Annotated in this window: 21 protein-coding genes; 6 read left to right on the top strand and 15 right to left on the bottom strand. The window is 48.8% G+C overall.

Annotated elements, in window-relative coordinates; genetic code table 11:
- Positions 1-173: 173 nt before the first annotated feature.
- From metE to HMPREF2909_RS08470, 4 genes are all read left to right on the top strand, one after another.
- Complete coding sequence (gene metE, locus HMPREF2909_RS08485; RefSeq protein WP_071415928.1) at positions 174-2462, top strand: 5-methyltetrahydropteroyltriglutamate--homocysteine S-methyltransferase; 2289 nt, start codon at positions 174-176, stop codon at positions 2460-2462.
- 23 nt (positions 2463-2485) lie between these two features.
- Positions 2486-3334, top strand: a complete 849-nt coding sequence (gene metF / locus HMPREF2909_RS08480; RefSeq protein ID WP_071415927.1) for a methylenetetrahydrofolate reductase [NAD(P)H] — start codon at positions 2486-2488, stop codon at positions 3332-3334.
- A 109-nt stretch (positions 3335-3443) separates the two neighbouring features.
- Positions 3444-3884: a MerR family transcriptional regulator gene (locus HMPREF2909_RS08475; RefSeq protein ID WP_071415926.1), complete on the top strand. Its 441-nt coding sequence runs from the start codon at positions 3444-3446 to the stop codon at positions 3882-3884.
- Between the two features lie 91 nt (positions 3885-3975).
- Positions 3976-5025, top strand: coding sequence for an NAD(P)-dependent alcohol dehydrogenase (locus HMPREF2909_RS08470; RefSeq protein ID WP_071415925.1), 1050 nt, complete (start codon positions 3976-3978; stop codon positions 5023-5025).
- A 36-nt stretch (positions 5026-5061) separates the two neighbouring features.
- Here HMPREF2909_RS08470 and HMPREF2909_RS08465 read toward each other — a convergent pair whose 3' ends face one another.
- The 3 genes from HMPREF2909_RS08465 to HMPREF2909_RS08455 all read right to left on the bottom strand — a co-directional run bounded on the left by HMPREF2909_RS08465 (position 5062) and on the right by HMPREF2909_RS08455 (position 9030).
- Entirely contained in the window at positions 5062-6297 is a 1236-nt protein-coding gene (locus HMPREF2909_RS08465; protein WP_071415924.1) for an AGE family epimerase/isomerase, read from the bottom strand.
- Positions 6298-6885: 588 nt separating this feature from the next.
- Positions 6886-7920 carry a LacI family DNA-binding transcriptional regulator gene (locus HMPREF2909_RS08460; RefSeq protein ID WP_071415923.1) on the bottom strand — a complete coding sequence of 345 codons (1035 nt, stop codon included), beginning with the start codon at positions 7918-7920 and terminating at the stop codon, positions 6886-6888.
- Positions 7921-8358: 438 nt separating this feature from the next.
- The gene (locus tag HMPREF2909_RS08455) at positions 8359-9030 is read right to left on the bottom strand and encodes an ABC transporter substrate-binding protein (protein ID WP_168165283.1); all 672 of its coding nucleotides are present in this window, start codon (positions 9028-9030) and stop codon (positions 8359-8361) included.
- Between the two features lie 15 nt (positions 9031-9045).
- Between HMPREF2909_RS08455 and HMPREF2909_RS09090 the strand changes: the two genes are divergently transcribed.
- The gene (locus tag HMPREF2909_RS09090; protein WP_049216132.1) at positions 9046-9231 is read left to right on the top strand and encodes a hypothetical protein; all 186 of its coding nucleotides are present in this window, start codon (positions 9046-9048) and stop codon (positions 9229-9231) included.
- A gap of 185 nt (positions 9232-9416) precedes the next feature.
- Entirely contained in the window at positions 9417-11366 is a 1950-nt protein-coding gene (locus tag HMPREF2909_RS08445; protein WP_071415921.1) for a DUF6020 family protein, read from the top strand.
- A 60-nt stretch (positions 11367-11426) separates the two neighbouring features.
- On the opposite strand, the gene araA is transcribed toward HMPREF2909_RS08445, so the two are convergent.
- The 12 genes from araA to gatA all read right to left on the bottom strand — a co-directional run bounded on the left by araA (position 11427) and on the right by gatA (position 24963).
- A complete protein-coding gene (araA, locus tag HMPREF2909_RS08440) occupies positions 11427-12935 on the bottom strand; it encodes an L-arabinose isomerase (protein ID WP_071415920.1) in 1509 nt (502 codons plus the stop codon).
- 157 nt (positions 12936-13092) lie between these two features.
- Positions 13093-13785, bottom strand: a complete 693-nt coding sequence (locus tag HMPREF2909_RS08435; protein ID WP_071415919.1) for an L-ribulose-5-phosphate 4-epimerase — start codon at positions 13783-13785, stop codon at positions 13093-13095.
- A gap of 119 nt (positions 13786-13904) precedes the next feature.
- Positions 13905-15521, bottom strand: coding sequence for a xylulokinase (locus HMPREF2909_RS08430; protein WP_071415918.1), 1617 nt, complete (start codon positions 15519-15521; stop codon positions 13905-13907).
- Between the two features lie 135 nt (positions 15522-15656).
- Entirely contained in the window at positions 15657-16754 is a 1098-nt protein-coding gene (locus tag HMPREF2909_RS08425) for a LacI family DNA-binding transcriptional regulator (RefSeq protein ID WP_071415917.1), read from the bottom strand.
- Between the two features lies 1 nt (position 16755).
- The gene (locus HMPREF2909_RS08420; RefSeq protein WP_022857036.1) at positions 16756-17460 is read right to left on the bottom strand and encodes a ribonuclease HII; all 705 of its coding nucleotides are present in this window, start codon (positions 17458-17460) and stop codon (positions 16756-16758) included.
- The gene (lepB, locus tag HMPREF2909_RS08415; protein WP_071415916.1) at positions 17460-18179 is read right to left on the bottom strand and encodes a signal peptidase I; all 720 of its coding nucleotides are present in this window, start codon (positions 18177-18179) and stop codon (positions 17460-17462) included. The genes HMPREF2909_RS08420 and lepB overlap by 1 nt, the downstream gene beginning before the upstream one ends.
- Before the next feature lie 77 nt (positions 18180-18256).
- Positions 18257-18619 carry a 50S ribosomal protein L19 gene (rplS, locus tag HMPREF2909_RS08410; protein WP_022857035.1) on the bottom strand — a complete coding sequence of 121 codons (363 nt, stop codon included), beginning with the start codon at positions 18617-18619 and terminating at the stop codon, positions 18257-18259.
- A 307-nt stretch (positions 18620-18926) separates the two neighbouring features.
- Positions 18927-20516, bottom strand: a complete 1590-nt coding sequence (locus HMPREF2909_RS08405) for an NAD(P)/FAD-dependent oxidoreductase (protein WP_071415915.1) — start codon at positions 20514-20516, stop codon at positions 18927-18929.
- A gap of 141 nt (positions 20517-20657) precedes the next feature.
- The gene (locus tag HMPREF2909_RS08400; protein ID WP_021618762.1) at positions 20658-20969 is read right to left on the bottom strand and encodes a DUF2469 domain-containing protein; all 312 of its coding nucleotides are present in this window, start codon (positions 20967-20969) and stop codon (positions 20658-20660) included.
- Between the two features lie 32 nt (positions 20970-21001).
- On the bottom strand, positions 21002-21877 hold the full coding sequence (locus HMPREF2909_RS08395) for a GNAT family N-acetyltransferase (RefSeq protein ID WP_071415914.1): 876 nt from the start codon (positions 21875-21877) through the stop codon (positions 21002-21004).
- A 40-nt stretch (positions 21878-21917) separates the two neighbouring features.
- On the bottom strand, positions 21918-23414 hold the full coding sequence (gene gatB / locus HMPREF2909_RS08390) for an Asp-tRNA(Asn)/Glu-tRNA(Gln) amidotransferase subunit GatB (protein ID WP_071415913.1): 1497 nt from the start codon (positions 23412-23414) through the stop codon (positions 21918-21920).
- Positions 23415-23430: 16 nt separating this feature from the next.
- Complete coding sequence (gene gatA / locus HMPREF2909_RS08385) at positions 23431-24963, bottom strand: Asp-tRNA(Asn)/Glu-tRNA(Gln) amidotransferase subunit GatA (RefSeq protein ID WP_022857032.1); 1533 nt, start codon at positions 24961-24963, stop codon at positions 23431-23433.
- Positions 24964-24966: the final 3 nt, after the last annotated feature.

Raw genomic sequence — 24966 nt, 5'->3', positions numbered from 1 at the left:
CCCCCCCCCCAAAAAAAACCGCGCCTATAATCTCAACTTATAACGACACCTCAATTTGCTTAATGCTTTATAACGCCTTTAGTTTGCTAGGCTGAAACGCAGTGCAACGAATCCACAAAATTCGCGACAAGCGTAAAACATATGCGTAAAAGCAAAGAGCAAGAGGAGTGAATATGTCAACTCTCACATCTGTTTCCGGTTTTCCTCGCGTAGGCTGTAACCGTGAGCTGAAGAAGGTTATCGAAGCCTATTGGAAGGGCGCGGTTTCTCTCGAGGAAGGGCGCGCTACTGCCAAGGAATTGCGTGCCAAGCATTGGACCTTGCAAAAGAATGCAGGCATCAATCTTATTCCAAGCAACGATTTTAGCTACTACGATCAGGTGCTCGACACCGCTATTTTGCTGGGCGCTGTTCCTCAGCGCTATCGCGACCTCAACTTCGATAATGCCGAGGATACTTTGTTCGCCATCGGCCGCGGATATCAGGGTGAGAAGGGCGACGTTACTGCGCTTCCAATGAAGAAGTGGTTCACCACGAACTATCACTATATCGTGCCGGAGCTCGACGATGCGAGTGCTCTCCAGCTGAGCAGCACGAAGCCTTTCGATGAGTTCGAAGAGGCTAAGGCACTGGGTATTCATACCAAGCCTGTGCTCGTCGGCCCATACACTTTCCTTAAGCTGGCACGCACGTCTGCTGCCGAGGAGCTCGAGCTGAACGATGAGCTTCTCGAGGCTACCGCAGCCGTGTATGTTGAGATTCTTGAGCGTTTTGCTCAGCTTGGCGCTTCCTGGGTTCAGATTGATGAGCCATACCTTGTTCTCGATAAGGAAGATGGCGATGTTGCCGCTTTCCAGGCTCTGTATGAGCCAATTTTGGCCGCGCGCAGTGGCGATGTGAAGCTCCTGCTCAACACGTACTTCGGCAATATTGGCGACGTGTACGAGACGGTAAACGCTCTTGGTTTCGATGGCGTTGCTCTTGATTTTATTGAGGGCCGCGAGGAGAACCTGGCTGCGCTCAAGAAGTTTGGCGTAAACGATGCGACAACGATTTTCGCAGGCGTTGTAAACGGCCGCAACATTTGGCGCAATAACTACGCTGTAAGTTTGGACGTGATTAACACCGTCCGCTCTGTAACCGACCGCGTTGCCGTCTCTACTGCCAGTTCCCTTCTGCACGTTCCGTTTAGCACGGCTGGCGAGGAAGCGCTTGGCGAGGACGTGCTCAAGCACTTCGCTTTCGCATCCGAAAAGCTCGGCGAGGTACGCGATCTCGCGAACTTGGCAGATGCTGCAGATGATGAGGTTTTGCGCTCTAATCAGGCTCTGTTTGACGGATCGCGCGTATCCGCGGACCCAGCTGTTCAGACTCGTTTGGATGCGCTGACTGCCGCTGATTTTAAGCGCGAACCTGCGCGCGCTGAGCGTCAGGCTTTGCAGCGTGAAGCGCTCAACCTGCCGTTACTGCCAACAACGACCATCGGTTCCTTCCCTCAAACGAAGGAAGTGCGTGCCGAGCGTGCGAAGTTGCGCAAGGGCGAGCTGACTCGCGAGGCTTACGATACGTTTATTAAGCAGCAGATTGACGAAGTGATTCGTCATCAGGAAGAAATCGGCTTGGATGTGCTGGTACACGGCGAATTTGAGCGCAACGATATGGTGGAGTATTTCGGTCAGAATCTTAACGGCTTCCTCTTTACCAAGAACGCGTGGGTGCAGTCGTATGGTACGCGCTGTGTGAAGCCTCCAATTGTGTGGGGCGATGTGTCGCGCGCGAACCCAATTACTGTGGAGTGGAGCGCGTATGCTCAGAGCCGCACCGATCGCGTAATGAAGGGCATGCTCACCGGTCCTGTAACTATTTTGAACTGGTCGTGGCCACGCGAGGATATTACGCATGAGCGTCAGACCCAGCAGTTGGCTTTGGCTATTCGCGATGAGGTTCTCGATTTGGAAGCTGCCGGCATTAAGGTTATTCAGATTGATGAGGCTGCACTGCGCGAAAAGCTGCCTCTTCGTCGCAGTGATTGGCACTCTCAGTACTTGGATTGGGCTATCCCAGCTTTCCGCTTGGTGCATTCGGCTGTGAAGCCAAGCACGCAGATTCACACGCATATGTGCTATTCGAAGTTTAACGATATTATTCGCGATATCGATGCGATGGATGCCGATGTTATTTCCTTCGAAGCAAGCCGCGGCGACTTGGTTGTTTTGGACGCAATTGAGGCAGCGAACTTCGAAACTGAAGCCGGTCCTGGCGTGTACGATATTCACTCCCCTCGTATTCCGTCTCAGGCCGAAATTGAGGAGCGTATTGGCGAAATCCTCGACAAGATTGATGCTTCGAAGGTGTGGATTAACCCTGACTGCGGTTTGAAGACTCGCGGTAATGCAGAAACATGGCCAAGCTTGGAGAACCTGGTCAAGGCGGCTCAGGCTGTGCGTACACGCGTAGTGTAGTCGGTGTCTTTGGAGCGATTCCTATGCATAAGCCACAGTTTTCTCTCGAGGTGTTCCCACCGAAGCGTAACGGCCCGGTGGGGAGCATCTACGACACTTTAGACGGTTTGCAGGGCGTAAATCCCGATTTTATTTCTGTTACTTACGGTACAGGTAAAACCGCTGATCGCACCGCTACAGCCCGCATCTGCCACACCGTACGCAAGGAATACAATATTCCGGTTGTTGCGCATTTGACTGCTCAGTACTTGGACCATGCTCAGGTTGATGAGGCTTTAGACATGTTCCAACAGGCTGGTGTGAAGGCTGTTCTCGCTTTGCGCGGCGATGTTGTAGAAGGTCGCGAGCCTGCTGGGGTATTCACTTATGCCAGCGATCTGGTGCGTTATATTCGCCAGCAGTGCCCGGATATGCCTGTGTATGGCGCGTGCTATCCAGAGGTTCATCCGAATTCTGCTGGGGTTGTGGACGAGCTGCGTCACTTGAAGACCAAGGTGGATGCTGGTGTTTCTAATCTGATTACGCAATTGTTCTTCGATAACGACGATTTCTTCCGTTTCGTCGAGCAAGCACGCATTGCAGGTATCGATGTGCCGATTGAAGCTGGCATTATGCCGGTGACCAACGCAGCACAAGTGCGCCGTATGGTGACCATGTGTGGTGCTCGCATTCCGAAAGAGCTGTCGGCGATGTTGGAACGCTGGGGAGACGACGCGGATGCGATGCGTCAGGCCGGGGTTTTGTATGCATCGCAACAAATTGCGGATTTAGTGTCGCGAGGCGTCGACGGTGTGCACTTGTACACGATGAATCATCCGTGTACTACGCGCCGGATTTGGGCGAATGTGTCTGCGCTGTTTAAGGAAGTGTAGAGAAGAAAGTGGTGGAGTCGTGTGGCTTCACCACTTTCTTATGCACAATTCCCATGCTAAACTTAAAGCAAACTTCAAGCATGTGCACTTTTAGAGAAAGCATTCCCCCATGTTTCTTAAAATCGGCGAAGTCTCCGAACGTTTTAACTTGCCTACCTCCACTTTGCGCTATTACGACAAAGCAGGCTTCTTTCCTAATATGGAAAGATCGGGCGGTCAGCGTTTGTTTGGAGATCACGAAATCGATACCGTGCACGTTATTGAATGCCTTAAAAAGTCGGGTATGTCTATTGAAGATATCCGTCAGTTTATTGCATGGGCCGAAGAGGGCGATAGCACGCTGAGCGAGCGCTATCAGCTTATCCTCGACCGCTGCGAGGCGCTCGAAAAAGAGTTCGAACAGCTGCGCAAAGTAGAGGCCATGCTCACCTTCAAAAAGTGGTACTACTCTACCGCCATGGAACTGGGCAGCGAGGAAGCTGTACAGGCAATCGAACCGCAAGACATGCCAGAAAACATCCGAAAAGCGCACGAACTCGCCTTTTCGTAACGCAACACGCCGAGTTCAACCCAATAGTTTGACATAAAGCCAACTTTAAGTTTTAAGCTAAATTACACAGACATCAATCAAAGGAGAGACAATGCCTCAGGTATTTGCTTATGCGTGCGACGATAAGACCTCGGTTTTCCATCGCACCACCATTGAAATCCGCGAACCAGCGGACAACGAAATCTACTTCGACATTCAGTACGCCGGCATCTGCCACAGCGATATTCACACAGCACGCGGCGAGTGGGGTCCTGTGCACTACCCTCTTGTACCTGGTCATGAACTGGTGGGCGTTGTTCAAAAAGTGGGCACTAACGTCACGAAGTTTAAGGGGGGAGACAAGGTAGGCGTTGGATGCATGTTCGCCTCCTGTAAGGAATGCGAATATTGCAAGGCTGGAGAGGAACAGTTCTGCAACAATCCTCACGCATACTTTACCTACGGCACCGATCAGAACGGCAACCCAACAACCGGCGGATATGCTCAGGGCTTTACCGTGCGCGAAGATTTCGCATGCCGTATTCCTGATGCTATTCCATTCGAAACCTCTGCACCTCTTTTGTGCGCAGGCATTACCACCTACTCCCCTCTTAAGTGTTGGCAGGCTGGCCCTGGCAAGAAGGTAGCTGTGCTCGGTATGGGCGGTTTGGGTCATATGGGCGTGCAGATTGCCGCGGCTATGGGTGCAGAAGTGCACGTAATTTCTCATAGCCGTTCGAAAGAAGAGGACGGTAAGCGTTTAGGAGCTTCCTATTATCACGCCACGAGCGAGCCAGGAACTTTAGAAGCTTTGCGCGATACCTTCGATATTATTTTGTGTACGGTGAGCGCCAGCGATTTGGACTACACCGCATACCTCAACACGTTGAAGCCATATGGCGTTTTCGTCGATGTTGGTTTGCCAGAAGAGCCCGCTTCGATTAATTTGAGCGCTTTGGTTCACGGCAACCGCGTTATGGCAGGCAGCATGATTGGCGGCATCGACGAGACTCAGGAGATGCTCGACTTCTGTGCTGAGCACGGTATTCATCCGGTTATTGAGATGATTGGCGGCGAGGATATTACTGAGGCCTACGATAAGGTAACCGCTTCTCAGGTACGTTACCGCTACGTTATCGATACCGCAACGTTTAACGATTAAAAGAAAATGGCGAGGATTTTCATCCTCGCCATTTTCTTATTCAGCTTGATTTTTGACTGCTACAGCAATAGAAGGCGCTGGATCATGCACTGGAATCATCATAGATTGAACAGCGTGATACAAATCTGCTTTACCCGGCCATACAGTATCTACAATCTTGTTTTCGCGGTCAAGCTGATGGAACCATGATCCGTTTTCGCGGTCAATCAAATATTCATCAACATATTGCAAAACTGTTGCGTACCAGTTCTTATATTCTTCTTTTCCTGTTACGCGTGCTAATACTGCAGACGTATTAATAGCTTCTGCCAGCGTCCAATGCATACGGTCATGCACCACTGGCTTACCCTGCCAATCCGTGGTATACACAATGCCTTCTGCACCATCAGCATTCCACGCATCAGCCATAGCACGGGTGAAAAGCTGTTCAGCAGCTTCAATCAGCTTCTGCTTCTCCTGCTCATTCAAACCAGCGCTCAAAACATACTGCGTAATTAATCGTGCCCATTCAATACCATGACCAGGAGTAGCGCCGTATGGCTTAAACTGATCGTCTGGACGGTCGCTGTTATACTCCAAATCAGCCACCCACTGCTCACTAAAATGCTCTGGAATGCGCCATTCGTTAGCCTCAGCCCATTCAATAACGTGAGAAATAATGGAACCTGCACGCTTACGCCAGCTCTCATCTCCCGTCACATCGCTGACGGCGAGGAATGCTTCTACAGAATGCATGTTTGCATTCAAACCGCGGTAAGAGTCTAACTGAGTGAAAGCTGTATTCCAAGTATCTACAGATAATCCTGCTTCATCATCCCAGAAACGCTCTAAAAAGACGTTCTGCGCCTTCTCCAACAGTTCCTTTGCCCCTGGACGTCCGAGCGCAAGTGCTGAGGATGCTGCTAACAGGACGAAAGCATGTGCGTAGCATTGCTTGTCTTCAGCAGGTTCTCCCTGTGCCGACACAGCAGGATACCAGCCATCATTGTCGTCATCATGAAGCTGACCAAGCAGACCTTTCAAACCTGCATCTACTAACTTTTCAGCGCCTTCAAAACCAGTAAAAGCAGCCAGAGCGTAGACGTGAGTCATGCGGCATGTAATCCATGTTGCACGGTCTCGTCCCACCCATGGAGTGCCATCATCACCTAACCAATAGGAAGAGCCTTCCTCAGATGGAAAACGTGTACCAAAGTTAAAGAGCGCGTCGCGTTGCTCTGCTAAGAATTGAGCATTTTCTGCTGTTCCATATGTATAGATTGCCTCAGTCATCCACAAGCCTCCGTTAGCTATCGTGTTGTGTTATTCATTCACCTGCACAAGCTTTGCTAGCACAGATTAAGCACATTCTTCGTAAATCCCCTTAGACCTACCTGACGATTTTTATTTAATCACAGATTTACTTAACCGTTTAAGTGATTGTAAATACTAGGTTAACCCCAAACGCACGATTATGTAAGTAACATGTTCATTGTGTATGTTTTGCACATAATCACCCGATAGCTCATACAATGCCTACAGCGTTCCTTGCGACTGACAGTGCAGAACGTTTATAACGTTCAAAACTGTTTCTACACTCTCTCAAGCGCATGAACTCGATACGCGCATGAAAACAAAACCACATTCACACCGAAACAACGTCTTAACACATGACTGCCAGAGGAATCAACTAGAACCTACTAGACAACATCTTCCCCTAAACCCCGCTAAAAACCGAAGACCGTTTTAGCAGAACTTGGCTCGAATTCATGTTCGCCTGTGATTGAGCTTTATTCCGAGGATTATTGCGCTAGGTAGAGCTTGATACGGTTCGTGAATCGTGCTTAAGCATAGCATTCCATGATTAACGAATATGAGCTTCTACTCCCCTACTATTTTCGGAGCACCCGTAGAACCGCGCTGAACGAGTTTATACGGCGATTCCATAGCATTTTCCACCGTATTTCCCTCAATCAAATCCATCAGCATAGGCACAGCTTTAGCGCCTAAACGAGGAATATCTCTCCACAGAGCCGTAATACCTGGAGTTGTGGCAGTGCACGCGAAGGAATCGTCCCACGACATAATCGAAATATCATCAGGCACACTCAGTCCACGTTCAGCAGCTACATGTAAGGCCTCAATAGCCATAACATCGTTATCGTAAACAATAGCTGTTGGCGAGTCGCTAAAAGCAAAAAGCCTGTTCGTCATATCGCGACCCTGCTCAGGAGAATAATCAGAGTGTAAACAGTCGCAGGTCATACCCAAAGACGCAGACTCTTCCATAAATGCTCGATCACGAATAAATGTGTGCGCATATCGCTCAGGACCTGCTACACGAGCAATATGGGTATGTCCCAGCTCATGCAAATAATTTACTATCATGCGCGCGCCTTCAGCGTCATCACTGGTCATCGATGGCAAACCGTGTGTAACCGAAGGATCAGCAATAGCTAAAACAGGCATTGCTGAGTGTTCTTTGTAGAAGTCAATACGCGGATCTCCCACTTCTACGTTCATCACCAGCATGGCATCTACACTTCCGGTAGCAATCCAATTGCGGTGAATACGCATAGCGTTTGGGGAATCTGAAACAATACGCACCAAAAGTGAGTAATCGTAATCTTCTAGAGCATCGCCCAGACCGGCAATCAACTCCATAAAGTAAGATTCCACAGACAGCACTTCAGAATCGACTTCAATGGCTAATCCTACTGTGCGTGTACTGGCATCCGATAAGGCTTTCGCAGCCATATTCGGCTTCCAACCCATCTGCTCAGCAACTTTAAGCACTTTTTCGCGCGTATCTTCTGATACACCCGGCTTACCATTGAGGGCGTAAGATACAGCACTGTTAGATACGCCCGCAGTGCGAGCAACATCAGAGATGGTTACTTTTGTTTTTCCAGCCATACCGTCCTCGCTCGTTTCCTCTACATCTTGGCAGAAAATAAATACTTACTGAATACTACTGTACCGTTTAAGGCAGAATACTGACAACGTATACAATAAGGAGGCTCTTCATATAGCGATACGAAGAACCTCCTTATGGTGCTTCTACGATTTTACTTTAAATCATTAGCAGTGCGCAGAACAGAGGCAACTTTTCGAACCGAAAGCGTGTGAACGTTCGCAAAGAGGGAGAAATACCGCGTTTTCGCGCTAAAAATCTCTTGATTCGCAACTTAAGCGCTTTAGTTAATTCCTGTACATATTAATTCACCTCGTACTACAATTTTACGCCAAAAGTTTTGGCTTGTTTATGTAGTGTGAGGTGAATTGTTGAATCGCGAATAAAAAATCGCCCACCCGAGCATTCACACTCGGATGGGCGATTGGTTTTACACTACCTTATTTTTGCCAACCAACGTTTTCTGGTAAAACGGTCTGGAATCCAGATGGACCCCAGTTAGCCAATCCCTTGGTTACCGCATAGAAGCTTGGTGGAGTATCCAATGGAACAGTGCCGAACAGCTTAAGAGCTGCCTTCTCAGCCTTGTTTGCAGCTTTCACTGCCTCCAACTGATCCTCGATCGTTCCTGGAACCTTAGCAAGCTTATCTACTTCTTCACTACCCACGAAGGTGTAGTTAGATTCAGACTTAGAACCATACAGCTGGCTAATGTTCAACTGGCCGTATGGAGAAGAAGACTGCCAAGCCATTGGAAGAATCTCGAAATCACCCTTGGCTACGGTATCTGCGAACTTAGCATCATCGCGATTATCAAGCTTAATCTTAATACCAGCAGCCTTCATCATCTGGCTAATAGCCTTAGCCATGTTGGTTACCATAGCAGCATCACCAAAGTAGGTGTAACGAATCTGGAGGGTCTTGCCATCCTTCTCGTAGTAGCCGTCCTTGCCCATCTTGTAGCCAGCCTTCTCCAAGGTTGCCTTGGCACCCTTTACATCCACTTTCTTGGATTCTGCTGGCAAGTTGTTCTCGTAGCCTTCCTGATACACAACACGCGTTCTATTACCGAGCGTTTTACGCGCACACACAGTTTTACGTACGACCAGCAAAATTTCGAGGACTATATGCTCGACCTGTTTACGCACTTGTATGAGCATCGCGAGTTCGGTCGCGTTCTGCTCGACAATCACCTGCTCTACATCGTCGAGGACGTGTTCGACGAGAATTTTCTCAATGCCTCTCCCAGCGACCGCAACTTGTACCAGCAGATGTTTATTGCGGGTGGTTTCTTTAGTGTGTATCGCATGTGACTCAAAAATGGGCGTACCGAAACCCCGCAAGACATTGCGCGCACGTTTAGAGATTTTCGGATCGAGCGCGGGTAGGACGCGGGTAGATTTCGGTAGCTCTAACAACCGGCGCTTTTGATATAATTTTGCGAAGGCTAAAAGTCTAAGTATTGTCTATTGTCCGTTACGACCAACGAGAGGCGTGTATGAAGCGTTCCGCACAGCAGCATCGGTTCTTGTGGGGGCGTTTCTTTACCAGCGCAGCATCGTGGACGCTTGCAGCCGTGGCGAGCGCGTGGATTGCTTTGTGTGTGAGCGTGGGGTCACTGTATCGCGCAAACTCGTCGATTGTGCATTACGACGTGGTGAATACTGTTCTTTTCGCGGCAACCTGGGCTGTGTGCATGGGCATTATATGGTGTTTGGTGCGGTTTAGCGAGCCTCACTCAGGAGTTTTGCATCCGTGGACGCGATGGTGGAAGCGTTTTAAGAACCGTACTGCGCCACGTGTGAGCGCTTTCGTTGCGCGTCATAAAAAACTGAGCAAGCTGTGCGTGACCATGTCGCGTGGTTGGAGCGCTACGAGGCGTCATATTGTTTTCCTTACCGACCGTTGGTGGAAAATCGCGCTGATTCTTTTAACCTGCTGGGGTCTTCAGTTTATTTTTGTGCCCACCGTGTTCGCGGCCGATCTTATGAGTCAGTACGCGGAAATGATCCGCTGGCTCAGCGCGCTCAGCGGCGTGCATGTCTCCTACGCCGACAGTTTTAATGTGGTGGATGTCTATCCGATTGCTCATTATATGTGGCCGGATACGCCCACGTATTTGACGAATCAGCACAATGTTGTCTTAACGCTTTTCTATGGCGGCGTGCTCTACTGGTCGGATTCGTGGACCGGTACGATTGATTTAGGTCTCGTTTTTCTTTCGGCCGCGCAAATGCTTTTCGCGATTTTTGTGGTGAGCGTAACGGTTGACCGTTTCTTTAACTTGGCTCACCCTACCCGCGTGTACGCACGCTCGGTTTTGTGCACAAGTCCGGCACAGCTTATTACGGTGGGTTCGCGCTGGCGAACCGTCGTAATGTCCTTCTTTATTCTTAACCCGCAGGCTTTGTTTTCGGCTACGGCGCTTACGAAGTCGCCACTGTTTGCCTATGCGTTCCTGTGGTGGTTTGGCCAATGGTACGAGGTCTTTAACCGCCGCGACCGCACGCATATTCCTCGCACTCTGGTGGTCGGCATTGCGCTAAGCACCGCGATTATGCTCGTCTCCGCAAAATACGCCACGTATATTATTGCCGTGCAGATTGTGCTTATTTTTATCGTTGACCGCAACCGTTGGCGCTCATACCTGGTTGCCCTTGTTTTACCGTTCCTCGTTTTCCAGACCGCGCTGACTGTTGCGGTAAATACGGGCACGATTATTTCGGGTGATTCTATTGAAAGCCGCGGTGTGCAAGTTCAGCAGATTGCCCGCGTTATGCGCTACGATCCGCTGAGCGTTTCGCCCGACGTACGCAAGAAACTACAGCCGATTTTTAACCTCTACGCTATGGGTTCTAACTACTTCCCTAACGATGCAGACCGTGTTAAATCCTCGGGTGGCGACGGCAAGATCGAAACCTATAAGTGGGAAACGGTGACACAAGAGGATATGGATAAGTTTACGCAAACTTGGCTTGAGCTGGGTAAGCAGCATCCGATTATCTATACTGACGCGTTCTTAGCGAAGGTGTACGGCTATTTTGACGTGAACGATCAGCCGTATGTATCGACCACGTATTACCTCGATAATTCGCGATTAAGCGCGGCCCCGATTTTGAACGATTGGGCACCGCAAGTGCGCAGCTTCGAAAGCTTCCTTGCCTTCGTATGGGGTTCTGTTCCTGTGATTGGTTGGATTACGCACGGTAACTTCTATGTTGTGGGGGCGATTTTGCTCGGCTGTGCGGTGATTATTTTGCGCCGTTGGATGGATCTGTTGCGTTACATTCCGCTTATTTTGCTGATGGGCGTGATGATTATGGCTCCAGCCAACAATTTCGAGCGTCACATGCTGCCGCTGTGCTTCGTTGGCTGGCTGATGCTCATGCATTTCGCGCACCTCGCTCGCCGCGCTTACGCGCAGCATAGGATTGCAAAGGTAATGTAATACTAAGGCTCTCCCCCGCTTAAAACAGGGAGAGCCTTAGTTAGTTATAAAATCAGCTTTTTAGAAGTGCTCATTCAAACGGTAGTACACGTCGTTTACGTGCAGGTTGGTTTCGAACTGAGCTGGAGTGGTATTCTCGTCAATAATGGCAAGTTCAACGCCGGCAATGCGAGCGAAGTCTTCCCATGCCTCACGATCAACCGTGGTAGTCATGCAAGTGTGATGTGCAGCACCAGCAAGCAGCCAGCACTGAGTTGCATCCTTCATATTTGGACGAGGCTGCCACAAAGCGCGGGCAGTTGGTAATGCTGGCAGTTCCTCATCTGGTTCGACAACATCAACAACGTTCATAACCAAACGGAAACGTTCACGCACATCGCTCATAGCCACTACTACTGCATCCTTTGCAGGAGTTGCAGTAAAGACCAAACGCACAGGATCTTCTTTACCGCCAATACCCAGCGGATGAACCTCAAGCTTAGCCTTGCCATCAGTCTTTAACGTTGGCGAAACCTCGAGCATGTGTGCACCCAAAATCTTTTCCTTACCAGGAACAAGGTTATAGGTGTAGTCCTCCATCAAAGAGCAACCGCCTTCAAGACCATAGCCCATCACATTTCCAATGCGAATGAGCATAGCGGTCTTCCAATCGCCTTCTGCAGAGAAGCCGTAACCATCAGCCATCAAACGCTGAGCAGCTACACCTGGCAGCTGACGTAAAGCTCCCAAATCCTCGAAGTTATCTACAGCTACTGTTGCCCCTACTTCTTCAAGCATGTCGCGCATACCCAGCTCTTCCTGAGCAGCAACGTACAAGGATTCGTAACGCTCGCCAAGCAGTTCTGGAGCAACGTCATATTCCTTCTTGTACTCTTCAATAAGAGCTTCTACACGCTCCTTAGACACAGCATTCACATGCTCTACAAGCTCATTAACTGGCCATGTGTTAATGGATGCACCGAATATGCGCTCTGCCTCGGTCTTATCGCCCTCAGTTACAGCTACGTTGCGCATGTTATCGCCCCAACGCATAACCTTCATTGTGTTGGCAGCTTCCCAACCTGCACATGCGCGAGTCCATACGCCAATACGCTCTGCTACGTCTGGATCAGTGTAGTGACCTACAACAATCTTGCGAGGAATGCCCAAACGGGTGACAATGTAGCCGAACTCGCGGTCGCCATGAGCAGCCTGGTTCAGGTTCATGAAGTCCATATCCATGGTCTTCCAAGGAATTTCCTCATGATGCTGTGTGTTCAGCTGCAACAAAGGCTTCTTCAGCTCGTTCAGACCACGAATCCACATCTTTGCTGGGCTGAAGGTGTGCATCCATGCAATCACACCAATGCATTCAGGTGAAGCAGTGGCTGCCTGCATAAATTCCTTAATGGAGTCTGAGTCCTTAAGTGTTGGCTTCAAAACAAGCTTCACAGGAATGGCTGGACTTGCATCGAGAGCATTGACGATGTCGCGAGACTGCTCAGCTACCTGCTTGAGCGTTTCTTCGCCGTAAAGATCCTGAGAGCCAACAGCGAACCAGATTTCCTTACCTTCAAATGGATTCTTCATTGAATTACCTTTCTTTTATGAAAATTTATTGTTTTGTGGGGGTGATTTTTTGGGTGGGTATTTTTGTGGGGCGCGAGGGTGCGGGGGGGGGAGTGTGCAAGGGAAAGATGAGAGCGCGTCGAATCAAGGCACTCTCCCAAAGCAATCCTTCGCAGCTTTAGTGCTGACCGTACACGTTCTGATAACGGTCGTTAAGCTTATCAATATCTGCCTGAGGAATTGGAATAACGCCTCCCAGCATTTGAGCAGCCCATACAGTATGTGCCACTTCCTCAGTCATTGCCGCAGCCTTCACAGCAGATTCAGCATCCTTGCCAATAGTGAAAGGACCATGATTTTGCATAAGAACTGCAGGAGACTTTGGATACTTCTTGAGAGTTTCTACAACGCCTTCGCCAATAGCTTCGGAACCGATAAGACGGAAAGGACCAACCGGCACTTCCCCACCAAATTCGTCGCCCATCATGGTGAGAGCGCAAGGAATATTCTTACCTGTTGCCGCCCATGCTGTGGCATAGGTGGAATGCGTGTGTACAATGCCATATACATCTGGCATATTACGGTAAATATAGCAATGCGATGCAGTATCTGAAGATGGCGATGCTACTCCATCAACCACGTTGCCATCTAAATCGCATACCACCATGCTTGCTGGGGTAAGATATTCGTAGCGCAGACCAGAAGGCTTAATAACCATTAAATCTGCTGTTTTCAACCGCTGAGAAACATTACCTGCAGTCCATACAACCAAATTCCATTTAAGAAGTTGATCGTGCAAGCTTGCAACAATTTCGCGTACTTGCTTGACTTCAGCACGGGTTTCTTCTGAGTAATCTGCCAAAGTTGCCATTGTATATCTCCTTATGTTGTGTGTCTTATAAAGTTTTCTGCTGATTTGGCGCTAGTTTTTGCGCGGGTTTTTGTACTAGTTTTTCGCGGCCTTTTATCGCGTTTATTAGCGCGGTATTTCTACCGTGATTCCAAATCAATACTTTCTACCGCAGCCTGTTCAATCGCTAATCCGGTCCTAAAGCGCTCAAAGAAGTCTTCGAAACCGTCAACGTCTGCAGGCTGCGGTTCTTCTGTAGAATACTGCGCGCCAGCAAAAACCGTGTTATCCAAGTAGTCGTCGAGAGCGGTCTGAGCGTGAGCAGTGTAATCAGCGAGCACTGCCATACCCCACGCGCCGCCTTCAGCAGCCGTGCTCATCACGCGGATAGGCGTGTTAAACGCGGCAGCCAAAATACGCTGAGCTACCACAGGCGTGGTGAAAATGCCACCATGACCAACCAAAGAATCTACTCGCACTCCCTCATCTTTGGTCATCACGTCCATGCCCACTTTTACTGGGGAGAAGGCGGAGAAGAGCTGAGCGCGCATAAAGTTGCCCAGACTCATGCGGGCTTGAGGTCCGCGCGCGAACACAGGGCGACCTTCAGCCAGATTAACGAGGAATTCCCCCGAATAGAAGCAATAGTTGAGCAATCCGCCTGCGTTGGCATCGGTGTTGTCGGCAATAGCCGCATTAAACAGCGTGGAGAACAGCGTAGCGTTGTCTACAGGAGTTCCCGCAGCCGCTGCAAATTCACGGAATAAGCCCACCCATGCGTTCAGGTCGGAGGTGAAGTTATTCGCGTGAGACATGCCCGCTAAATCGCCTGCAGGTGTGGTGACCACGTCCACTTCTGGGTGGAGCGCTTTGAGCTTGTCTTCCAGCACAACCATGGCAAAGATAGAGGTTCCTGCAGACACGTTACCAGTGCGCACTCGTACGGAGTTGGTGGCTACCATGCCCGTTCCTGCATCACCCTCGGGTGGAGCGAGAACAGAACCAGCCTGTAAGCGTCCGCTTGGATCGAGTAGGCGCGCTCCTTCTTCAGTGAGTTCACCCGCATTCTGGCCGGCAACGAGGACGGTTGGCAGAATCTCACGGATATTCCATGGCTGAGATGCCACATTGTTGAGTTGATCGAATTGTGCGAGAAATTCTTCGTCGAAGTTGTGTGTATGTGGGTCGATTGGGAACATGCCCGACGCATCGCCCACTCCGAGTACTTTGCGGCCGGTGAGTTGCCAGTGTACGTAGCCAGACAGGGTGGTGAAGAAATCTACCTCAGGAACATGCTCTTCGTTATTGAGAATGGCTTGGTACAAGTGCGCGATAGACCAGCGTTCTGGGATGTTAAATTGGAAGAGTTCAGACAGCTGTTCGTGAGCTTCATGCGTATTGGTATTGCGCCAGGTGCGGAACGGAACAAGGAGCTCACCGTTCTTATTGAAGGCGAGGTAGCCATGCATCATGGCGGAGAAGCCCATGCGTGCAATACGAGTGAGCTCAACATCGTATGTTTCATGCACGCTGGCAACTAATTGTGCATATGCATCTTGCACGCCAGCCCATACTTCATCCAAACCGTAAGTCCATAATCCATTGTCTAAATGATTTTCCCACACATGGTCACCCTGAGCCAAGGTATTGTATTGCTCATCAATGAGAACAGCTTTAATGCGCGTAGAACCAAACTCCACGCCCAGAGAAATATTACCCGCAGCAATAGCTTCTTGTGCGCGTGCGATGTCCGTCATAGTCTTCACTCCGTCGTGTTAGATAATGCACTTCTTTATTCACACTGTTATGTGAACGTTCACATAACATATTCTACACCATAACGTTGTATTAATCAAATAAACACACGCTCAATCTAAACAATCAACAACCCTCTACGAAAGCGTTGATGCACGCAAAACTAAACGAGGTTCAACAAGATACACGCAATCTGAGCCATCAAGAAGAGTGTATTCTTCTACGGAATTATCCTCATCGTCCTCAGCAGTATATCCCAACAGGTCAAGAACTAAACGCATGGCAATAGACCCAACCTTCTCATAGTTTGGGTTCACTGTTGTCAGCGGAGGCACCAAGCTTTCTGTTCCTGGCATATCGTCATAACCAATCACCTGCACATCACCGGGAACATCTAAACCTGCTTCTAGCAAAGCTCTTCGAGCACCCATAGCAAGTAAATCATTAGCAGCCCATATCGCTGTATTTTTCATAGCAGTCGAAGCACCTGCCTGCAACAAAGCAGTCAGCTTATCGTAACTGTTCATGCTTAACCAGTCACCGGCATCAACAACCTGCACGGTCAAACTGTTATGCTCACACGCACGCACACACGCATGGCAACGGGTATAAGCATCTCGCCACTGTTGCGGACCGCTAATATACAGTACGCACTCTATGCCCGAATCGCGCAGACCATGCACAATCTGCTCACTCACTGCATCTTGGTTCGTGGAAACAAACTTCACGCGCGACGAATCAAAATTGCGCGAACTGAGCTGCTGCATGCCCTCAGGAGCGGTAATAATCACACGAGGAATATTCACATGACTTTCTACGGCCAGCGTAACCATCGCTTCTGTTGGCGCAACAATAACAACAGCTTCTACGCCGAGCTTAACGAAGCTTTCCTCTATCTCGCTAAAATCAGCAGGATTAAGACGTGATTCATCAACCGTTGCCACAGAAACGAAGAGATTACGGCTGCGCGCCATTCTTTCGATAGCCGAGATAGTAAGCAGAGGACCTGAGTATTGCGTTTGTGATGCAATAACGCCGATCATGCGGGTACGCTGCGTTTTGAGAGACTGCGCAGACAGCGATGGATGATAATTCAGCTGACGGATAGCTTCCTGAACCTTGCGACGGGTTGCTTCACGTACAGCAGGCGAATTATTAATAACTCGCGATACAGTTTGATACGAGACTCCAGCTTCCTTGGCTACATCGACAATGGATACTTTGCGTGTGCTCATATTATCCCAACTTCCAACTAATGCGATGATATGGTGTTGGGCCATATTCTTGTATAGCGGCTCTGTGTGCTGCAGATCCGTAGCCTTTATTTTTCTCCCACGCATAGGCAGACCACTGCGGATTTTCTCGGGCTATGCGCATCATTTCATGATCGCGCTGTACTTTCGCATAAACAGATGCTGCTGCCACGCTTGCGCATTTTTGATCAGCTTTAACCTGCGTATATACGCGCGGAATAACGGGTATAGCAGGAGCGTTTAGCATCGATAGCGCGGGTGTTATATAGTCATGCGGGCCGTCCAAGATAACAGCAAGGCGCACGCGATCATAAAAGTCGTCAGGATACTTCTGAGCAAGCATATGCTCAACAGTATGTAAAGCACGCACAGCAGCTAAACCTAAACATGCCGCTATACCCCATTCATCAATTTCTTGATTACTGCACGAGCCTGTGCTTACAGCTGCAGCCCATGATTGCACAGGTTCTATGAGGGCTTCGCGTTTACGCTCGGTCAGTAGTTTCGAATCTTTCAGATCGTGAGGAATAGTATCGCTGCCAATACGAGCGGCTGGAAAAGCTGCAGCGCCAAGCGTTACTGGTCCTGCTAAACAGCCGCGGCCTACTTCATCGAGACCAATAATCCACTGAGCACCTTGAGCTACAATTTCTGATTCATAATCCCACGTTGGAAGAGGGCTAGCCATTACAAGCCTGCACTTTCAAATGCTTGGCGGCCTGCGTTCAAAGTTTTCCAATCGGATGAAGGCCAGAAAACAGCCATCGCTACGCCTGTAACGGAACTAATGCGCACACAGCCTGAATTACCATCGTCTTGATGGAAGCGCGAATCAGCAGAATTTGAACGATTATCTCCCATAACAAAAACGCTATCGGGAGGAACAGTAACAGAAAAAGCTCCATCCGATGGCGCAACACCTGGCTTCAAATACGATGATTCATCAATAGCTTGACCGTTTACTGTTACAGGCGCTCCCCCACCATCACAGGCCACCACATCGCCCGGCAAGCCAATAAGACGTTTCACGAGAAACAGTTTGCCGCTATATATGCCAAAACTATGTGTGGAGCTGGCTGCTTCATTCATGTCTTGTGCGGTCAGCCAGTGCGAATTATCAGCAAAAACAATCACTTGACCGCGCTTTAAAGTTTGAGAAGAAATATTGAGATTATTGGTAATAATACGATCACCAATCATCAACGTGTTTTCCATCGAGGCGGAGGGAATAATAAAAAGACCGAAAACAACAAAACGCAGCACTAAAACTATAGCCATAGGCACAACGAAATAGAATAACCAATCTAGCGCTCCCATAAGGCGGCGTTCGCTTGCTCGATAGTGCCGTTCACCTGTGCTATGTGCAGGAATATAGTTCTCACGACGAGAATGTTTGGCTGTGCTCATATTGGTCTCCACTGTGCTTCGCCTCTTACGAAAATAAAGAAACCCGAGGTAGAGCCCCGGGTTTCTCTCCATCTCGCTTACTTTGCAGAGTTGTCGCGGCGCTCAACAATACGAGCAGCCTTACCGCGCAAGTTGCGCAAGTAGTAGAGCTTTGCGCGACGTACCTTACCCTTACGTACCAATTCAATAGAATCGATAGATGGAGAATGTACTGGGAAGCGACGCTCTACGCCAACACCGAAGGAAACCTTACGAACGATGAAGGTTTCACGCAAGCCAGCACCCTGGCGACCAATAACGACGCCCTGGAATGCCTGAATACGGGAGTTGTTACCTTCCTGAATCTTTACGTTCACCTTAACGGTGTCGCCTGGACGGAATGCAGGAATGGAATCTGCAGCCTTGAGCTGCTTAGCTTCGAATGCTTCAATAGCGTTCATTATAATCCTCGTACGCCGCCACATATCAGCGTTAAGTCTGGGAATAATACGCTTGGTATATTCCTCGTTCTCCTTTGCAAGTTTGCTTGCAAAGAGGCCAGTCTGCTCATAGCTAGAGCGAGCTAGGTTTGTAGCTAGGCTTGAGCCGGCTGAACTAGCTTGAGCTAGACCTAGTGAGTGGCGCATCTATGTGGCAATGCTTCCACTCGGCATATACAAGTTACTAGTATACACTAAAGCACTGAAGAAATCGGTGTTCACGACCTCTTCAGTGCTTGTGTGCTGAGTACATATGGTCTATATGCTGTTATTTTGACTCGTGGTAAGACTTTTCGGTGTTCACGCCCCATACATTGGACTTGTCTTCGCGACCAGTCTTAATGTTCTCCACAGCTTCAATCGATGTTGCCATCGAATGATCCTGGTTATTGTAGTGGTGCTGTCCATTACGTCCTACGCAGTACACATTGCTTAAGGAATCAATCCAACCGGTTAGCTCATCGATACGATCGTAGGTATCGAAGTATGCTGGATATGCCTTAGGAACGAGTTCGCGGTGAGCATCAAGCACATCATCTGCACTTTCAATAATGCGCATGCGAATCATTTCGGCAATAGCAAACTTGCGAGCTTCTTCGTCGCTGAGGTTCCAGAAATCGTCGCCTTCGTCAGTAAAGTATTCCAAACCAATCCATACGGTATTATCTGGATCCTTTAAGAGATATGGGCTCCAGTTATTGAAGATTTGAATACGTCCTACCTTGTATCCGGGATCTTGCACATAAATCCAGTTATCTGGAACGATAGGAGGATTACCTAAAGTTGGAACATCTGTGGTGTTCTTTACGCGCAACTTCTTTACGAGCAAACCAATGGTTACGAAGTCGCGGAATGGTAAACCGTGCGCAACTTCTGTTACAGAAGCCGGAACGTCTACGCCACCGTTGTTCATCGCGTCAATCAAGTGATTGAGCGGCATAGAAGAAATAACATGGTCAGCCTTTAAGCTCACAACCTTGCCATCTTCAGTGGTGTAATCTACTGCAGACGCTTTACCGTTTTCGCTGTGAATAGAGGTAACCTTAGCGCCCTTAATAATTGTTGCGCCCTTAGCAGTAGAGTTATCTGCCACAACCTCCCAGAGCTGACCTGGACCAAGCTTTGGATACCAGAACTCTTCAATCAGAGAAGTTTCTACCTTAGAATTATCTGCCTTATGACCTGGCATAAGCTTCTTAAAAGCATTGCCTAAAATATTCCAAATGTTCAGACCCTTAACACGCTGAGCACCCCAGTCAGCAGAAATTTCGCTTGGATGGCGACCCCAGAGCTTCTCAGTGTATCCCTCGAAGAACAGCGAGTAGAGTTTGCGGCCGAAACGGTTAATATAGAAGTTTTCCAGATTATCTTCTGGAAGCTTGTGAACGGTTGACCACAAGTAGCTAAAACCTGCCTGCACAGTCAGGAAGAAGCCCATCGCTTTAATGGTATTAGGGGTCAAGCTAATTGGATAATCAAAGAAATGCTGATTCCAGAAAATGCGGGACAAGCGGTGACGCTTCAGCATAACTACATCAGTTTTTTCTGGATCTGGTCCGCCAGGGTTCAAATCATGATGACGTCCCAATTTTTTGTCATCGTAGGATGGAGCACCTTGCAATGGCATAACATCTTGCCACCACTGCATAATGCGATCGTCTTTGGAGAAGAAGCGATGACCGCCAATATCCATACGATTACCGTTGTACTTTACAGTGCGAGCAATGCCACCAAATTCTTGGCTTGCTTCCAGCACGGTGACATCGTAAGCGTCGGCATTATCTTTAACTAATTCCCACGCTGCGGTAAGACCTGCTGGGCCACCACCGATAATCACAACAGATTGTTTATCTGTCACATTAACTCCTCTAACTTTAGATACTCTTTCTAAGGATAGCGCAAACTACAGTTTTTCTTGACTTTCCTCGATACTGAACACAAATTTTTTGCAGTTCATGCACATATACGCACAAATACTGTGTGTGTTTTATGCGATAGACTACAAATTGCGCGGTACTTCGATATCAGTTTTTTGTACTTCTTCTACATTCACGTCTTTGAAAGTAACGATGCGCACCGTTTTTACGAAACGGTTAGGACGATAGACATCCCACACCCACGCATCGGTTAGCTGGACGTCAAAATACACGTCTTGACCTGCCTGACGAGCGTTAAAATCTACACGATTGGCTAAATAAAAACGACGTTCAGTTTCAATAACGTAGGTAAAAAGTTTAATAACATCACGATACTCTTTATACAGTGCCAGTTCAGCTTCTGTTTCGTAGTTATCGAGATCTTCTGCACTCATAAAGCTCTCCTTATGGTGGGATTGCTATGAACTTAGTCGCGCTTTCGGTTGGCTCCTAGTTTACGCCACCATGGCAACTCTTCGTCTTGGTTTACCATATCGTCGCCGCTAATAGTTTGACGCTGACCAGAGATAGGAGGAAGTTGCACGGCTTGCTCTTTGTGATTTTTCTTTTTGATATTTTGGGTACGTTCATGCTGAGCCAGCGCTTCACGCACGCCAGGATTATCCATGATAGTATGCAAACCGAAAGTAGCCAGCGATTGAATAGGATCAAATTCATCAACGAGCATGTCGAAAACATGCAAATCCATGTAGTGGTCTTCGCTGTCATCCCATAAAGCGTCACGAGATGTACCCGATTCAATAAAACCAAGTGATTTATATACTGCGTGACCGCGCATATTTGATGAGGATGTGCTAATCCAAATGCGGTGCAATCCTAAGCCTGCCGGACGCGGAGCGAAACCGTAGGTCATTACGCGGGGCATAACGTCGCGGGTATATCCTCGACCACGGTAATCTTGACCCAAAATAACTTGAATGCGAGCGGATTGTGCCCATGCATCAATGTCTACGAGGAAAGCCATACCAATAAGTTCATCACCGTCTGCGTCTTGCGAGTCATTCGCGAACAGAGACCATGCCATCACTCCTCGAGCTTCAGCATCTTGCAGACCTTCTTCTTGGGTGCGAACGCCTTTCTGCCAGCGTAATGAACGCTGAATCCATGAACGCACAATAGCGCGCTCAGCTTCCTCAGATTTTCCTACCAGTGTTAAAGAAGAGGAAAAGGCGTGAATGCGATCCATGGTGCTGAAATCTTCCCAGCTTGCCGCGCGAAGTTTAACCATTTCTCCGCGAATTTCTGGCAGTACCACGCTTTCATTGAGAGTGCGATCTTGCATTGATTGCCTTTCCCCTTCTTTATACCTGAGTTATTGTGCGCTATTTAATCTTAGACATAATGATGCCAGTAACAGTCTTAGCATCGGCTTGTCCGCGAGTTGCCTTCATAACAGCACCAATAATAGCGCCCATTGGCTTCATATTGCCGCTCTTGAGCTTTTCTACGATATCGGGGTTTGCGGCAAGAGCCTTATCGACTTCTGCTTCCAAAGCACCAGTATCTTGAACAACCTCGTAGCCGTGCTTAGCCACTACCTCATCTGGAGTGCCTTCGCCAGCAATAACCCCTGAAACTGTCTGCTTAGCCAGCTTGTCGTTGAGCTTACCCTCAGCAATCAAGGCCTCTACGCGCGCCACATCGGCTGGAGTAATGCTTAGCTCTTCCAAAGTTGTGTCGTTCTCGTTAGCAGTACGGGAAATTTCACCCATCCACCACTTGCGAGCACCGGCTGGGCTAGCACCAGCTTTAACAGTTTCTTCTACGAGATCCAAAGCAGAAGCGTTAATAATATCGCGCATATCGTTATCACTCAAACCCCATTCGGTTTGCAAGCGGTTGCGACGTTCGCGTGGCATTTCTGGCATCTGAGCCTTAAGCTCGTCAATATGCTCCTTGGTGGTGTGAACCATAACCAAGTCTGGATCTGGGAAGTAGCGGTAATCGTCGGCATCAGTCTTCACACGACCACCAGCAGTTGTTTGGCTAGCCTCATCCCAGTGGCGAGTTTCCTGAAGAACTTCTCCACCCGCTTCCAACACAGCAGCTTGACGGCGAATTTCATACACAATAGTGCGCTCAATGCCACGGAAGGAGTTCACGTTCTTCGTTTCGGAACGAGTGCCAAATGGTGCATCTGGACTGTTACGCAACGATACGTTCACGTCGGCACGCATATTTCCTTGCTCCATGCGAGCGTTGGAAATGTTGAGAGCACGAACAATATCGCGAATAGTGCGCACATAAGCGCCAGCAACTTCAGCTGCGCGTGCACCTGCACCAGTAATTGGCTTGGTTACGATTTCTACCAATGGCACACCTGCACGGTTGTAGTCCACGAGGGAATGGTCGGCACCTTCAATACGACCATCTGCACCGCCGACGTGTGTGTTCTTACCAGCATCATCTTCTACGTGAGCACGCTCAATTGGAACGCGGAAGATTTCGCCGTCTTCCAGCTCTACATCGAGGTAACCTTCGCCGTTTAGTGGCTTATCATACTGCGAAATCTGGTAATCGCGAGGCATGTCTGGGTAGAAGTAGTTCTTACGAGCGAACTGAGACCATTCAGCAATATCGCAATGCAACGCCAAACCAAGCTTAATAGCGTAGTCAATAGCAGATTTATTCACCACTGGCAAAGAACCTGGCAAACCAAGGGATACAGGGGTGAGCTGAGTATTTGGCTCACCACCAAACGATACTTCTGCAGGGCAGAAAAGCTTGGTCTTAGTGTTCAGCTCCACATGTACTTCGAGACCGATAACAGGATCGTACTTTCCCACAGCCTCGGAAAACTTCATTAATTTTTCAGCCATTTTCTTGTCCTTCGACCTACTCGCCCAACCATGGAGTATTCATCCACTGCCATACTGGACCGTTCCACTGTTCTTCTAATGCAGCTTCCAATGCAGCAGCTGGCTTGTAGAGAACATCGTCACGCTTTTGTGGAGCAATAAACTGGAAGCCAACCGGCATACCGTCATCGCTTACGCCTGCTGGAACGGAAATAGCTGGAACGCCTGCCAAGTTTGCTGGAATGGTTGCAATATCATCCAGATACATGGCTAATGGATCCTTCGTTTTCTCACCGAACTTAAAAGCAGTCGATGGAGATGTTGGGCATGCCAACACATCAACCTTTTCGAAAGCCTTCTTAAAGTCTTCGATAATCAAGGTACGCACCTTCTGTGCACTACCATACCAAGCGTCATAATATCCAGCGGACAAAGCATAAGTTCCCAAAATAATACGGCGCTTTACTTCGTCGCCGAAACCTGCTTCGCGGGTATAAGCCATCATATTAGCTGCTGTTGCTGGAACGCCTTCTGGAGGCATAACGCGCAAACCATAGCGCATACCATCGTAGCGAGCCAAATTGGACGATACTTCCGATGGCATAATAATGTAGTAAGCGCCCAAAGCATACTTGAGGTTTGGCAGAGAAATCTCAACAACCTCAGCGCCCATAGCAGTCAAATGCTCTACAGCCTCGTTGAAGCGCTTCGATACGCCTTCTTGGAAACCTTCACCAGACAGCTCCTTAATAAGACCAACTTTCAAGCCTTTAAGATCGCGCTTCGCGCCTTCGCGAGCTGCTGCCACCATTGCAGGAGCAGAGCCAGGCAAAGAGGTGGAATCGTGAGGATCGTGACCACCAATAGTTTCTTGCAACAAAGCAGAATCCAAAACGGTGCGGCTCACAGGACCAATCTGATCAAGGGAGGATGCCATAGCAATTGCGCCGAAACGAGATACGCCACCGTATGTTGGCTTCACGCCCACTGTTCCTGTAAAGGCACCTGGCTGACGGATAGAACCACCCGTATCTGTTCCCAATGCGAGTGGAGCTTCGAAAGCAGCCACTGCTGCAGCCGAACCGCCACCTGAACCACCTGGAACACGGTCTGTATCCCATGGGTTCTGCGTGTTGCCGTAAGCAGAATGCTCGGTAGAAGAACCCTGAGCGAACTCATCGAGATTCGTCTTACCTAAAATTGGCAGACCAGCTTTCTTCAGGCGAGTAATAACTGTGGCATCGTATGGAGGAACCCAGCCTTCTAAAATCTTCGATGCTGCAGTTGTTTCGATGCCCTTAGTAACAATCATGTCTTTAATTGCAATAGGCACACCCGCTAATGAAGCAAGCTCTTCACCCGCTGCACGCTTTGCATCAATAGCATCTGCTTGTTCGCGAGCCTGATCAAAGCTGAGCTTCAAGAAAGCATTGATTGCTGGCTCAGCAGCTTCAATAACTTCTGCATGTGCGTCAACAAGTTCGCGAGAGCTTACTTCGCCTGCTTTGAATTTTTCTGCCATCTGAGCTGCAGACAGCTTAACTAAATCGTTACGCATGTTCTTATCCATGTT

It is taken from the genome of Alloscardovia sp. HMSC034E08, assembly GCF_001813415.1.
GTDB classification, from domain to species: Bacteria; Actinomycetota; Actinomycetes; order Actinomycetales; family Bifidobacteriaceae; genus Alloscardovia; species Alloscardovia omnicolens.
This window is presented reverse-complemented; position numbering and strand designations above follow the sequence as displayed.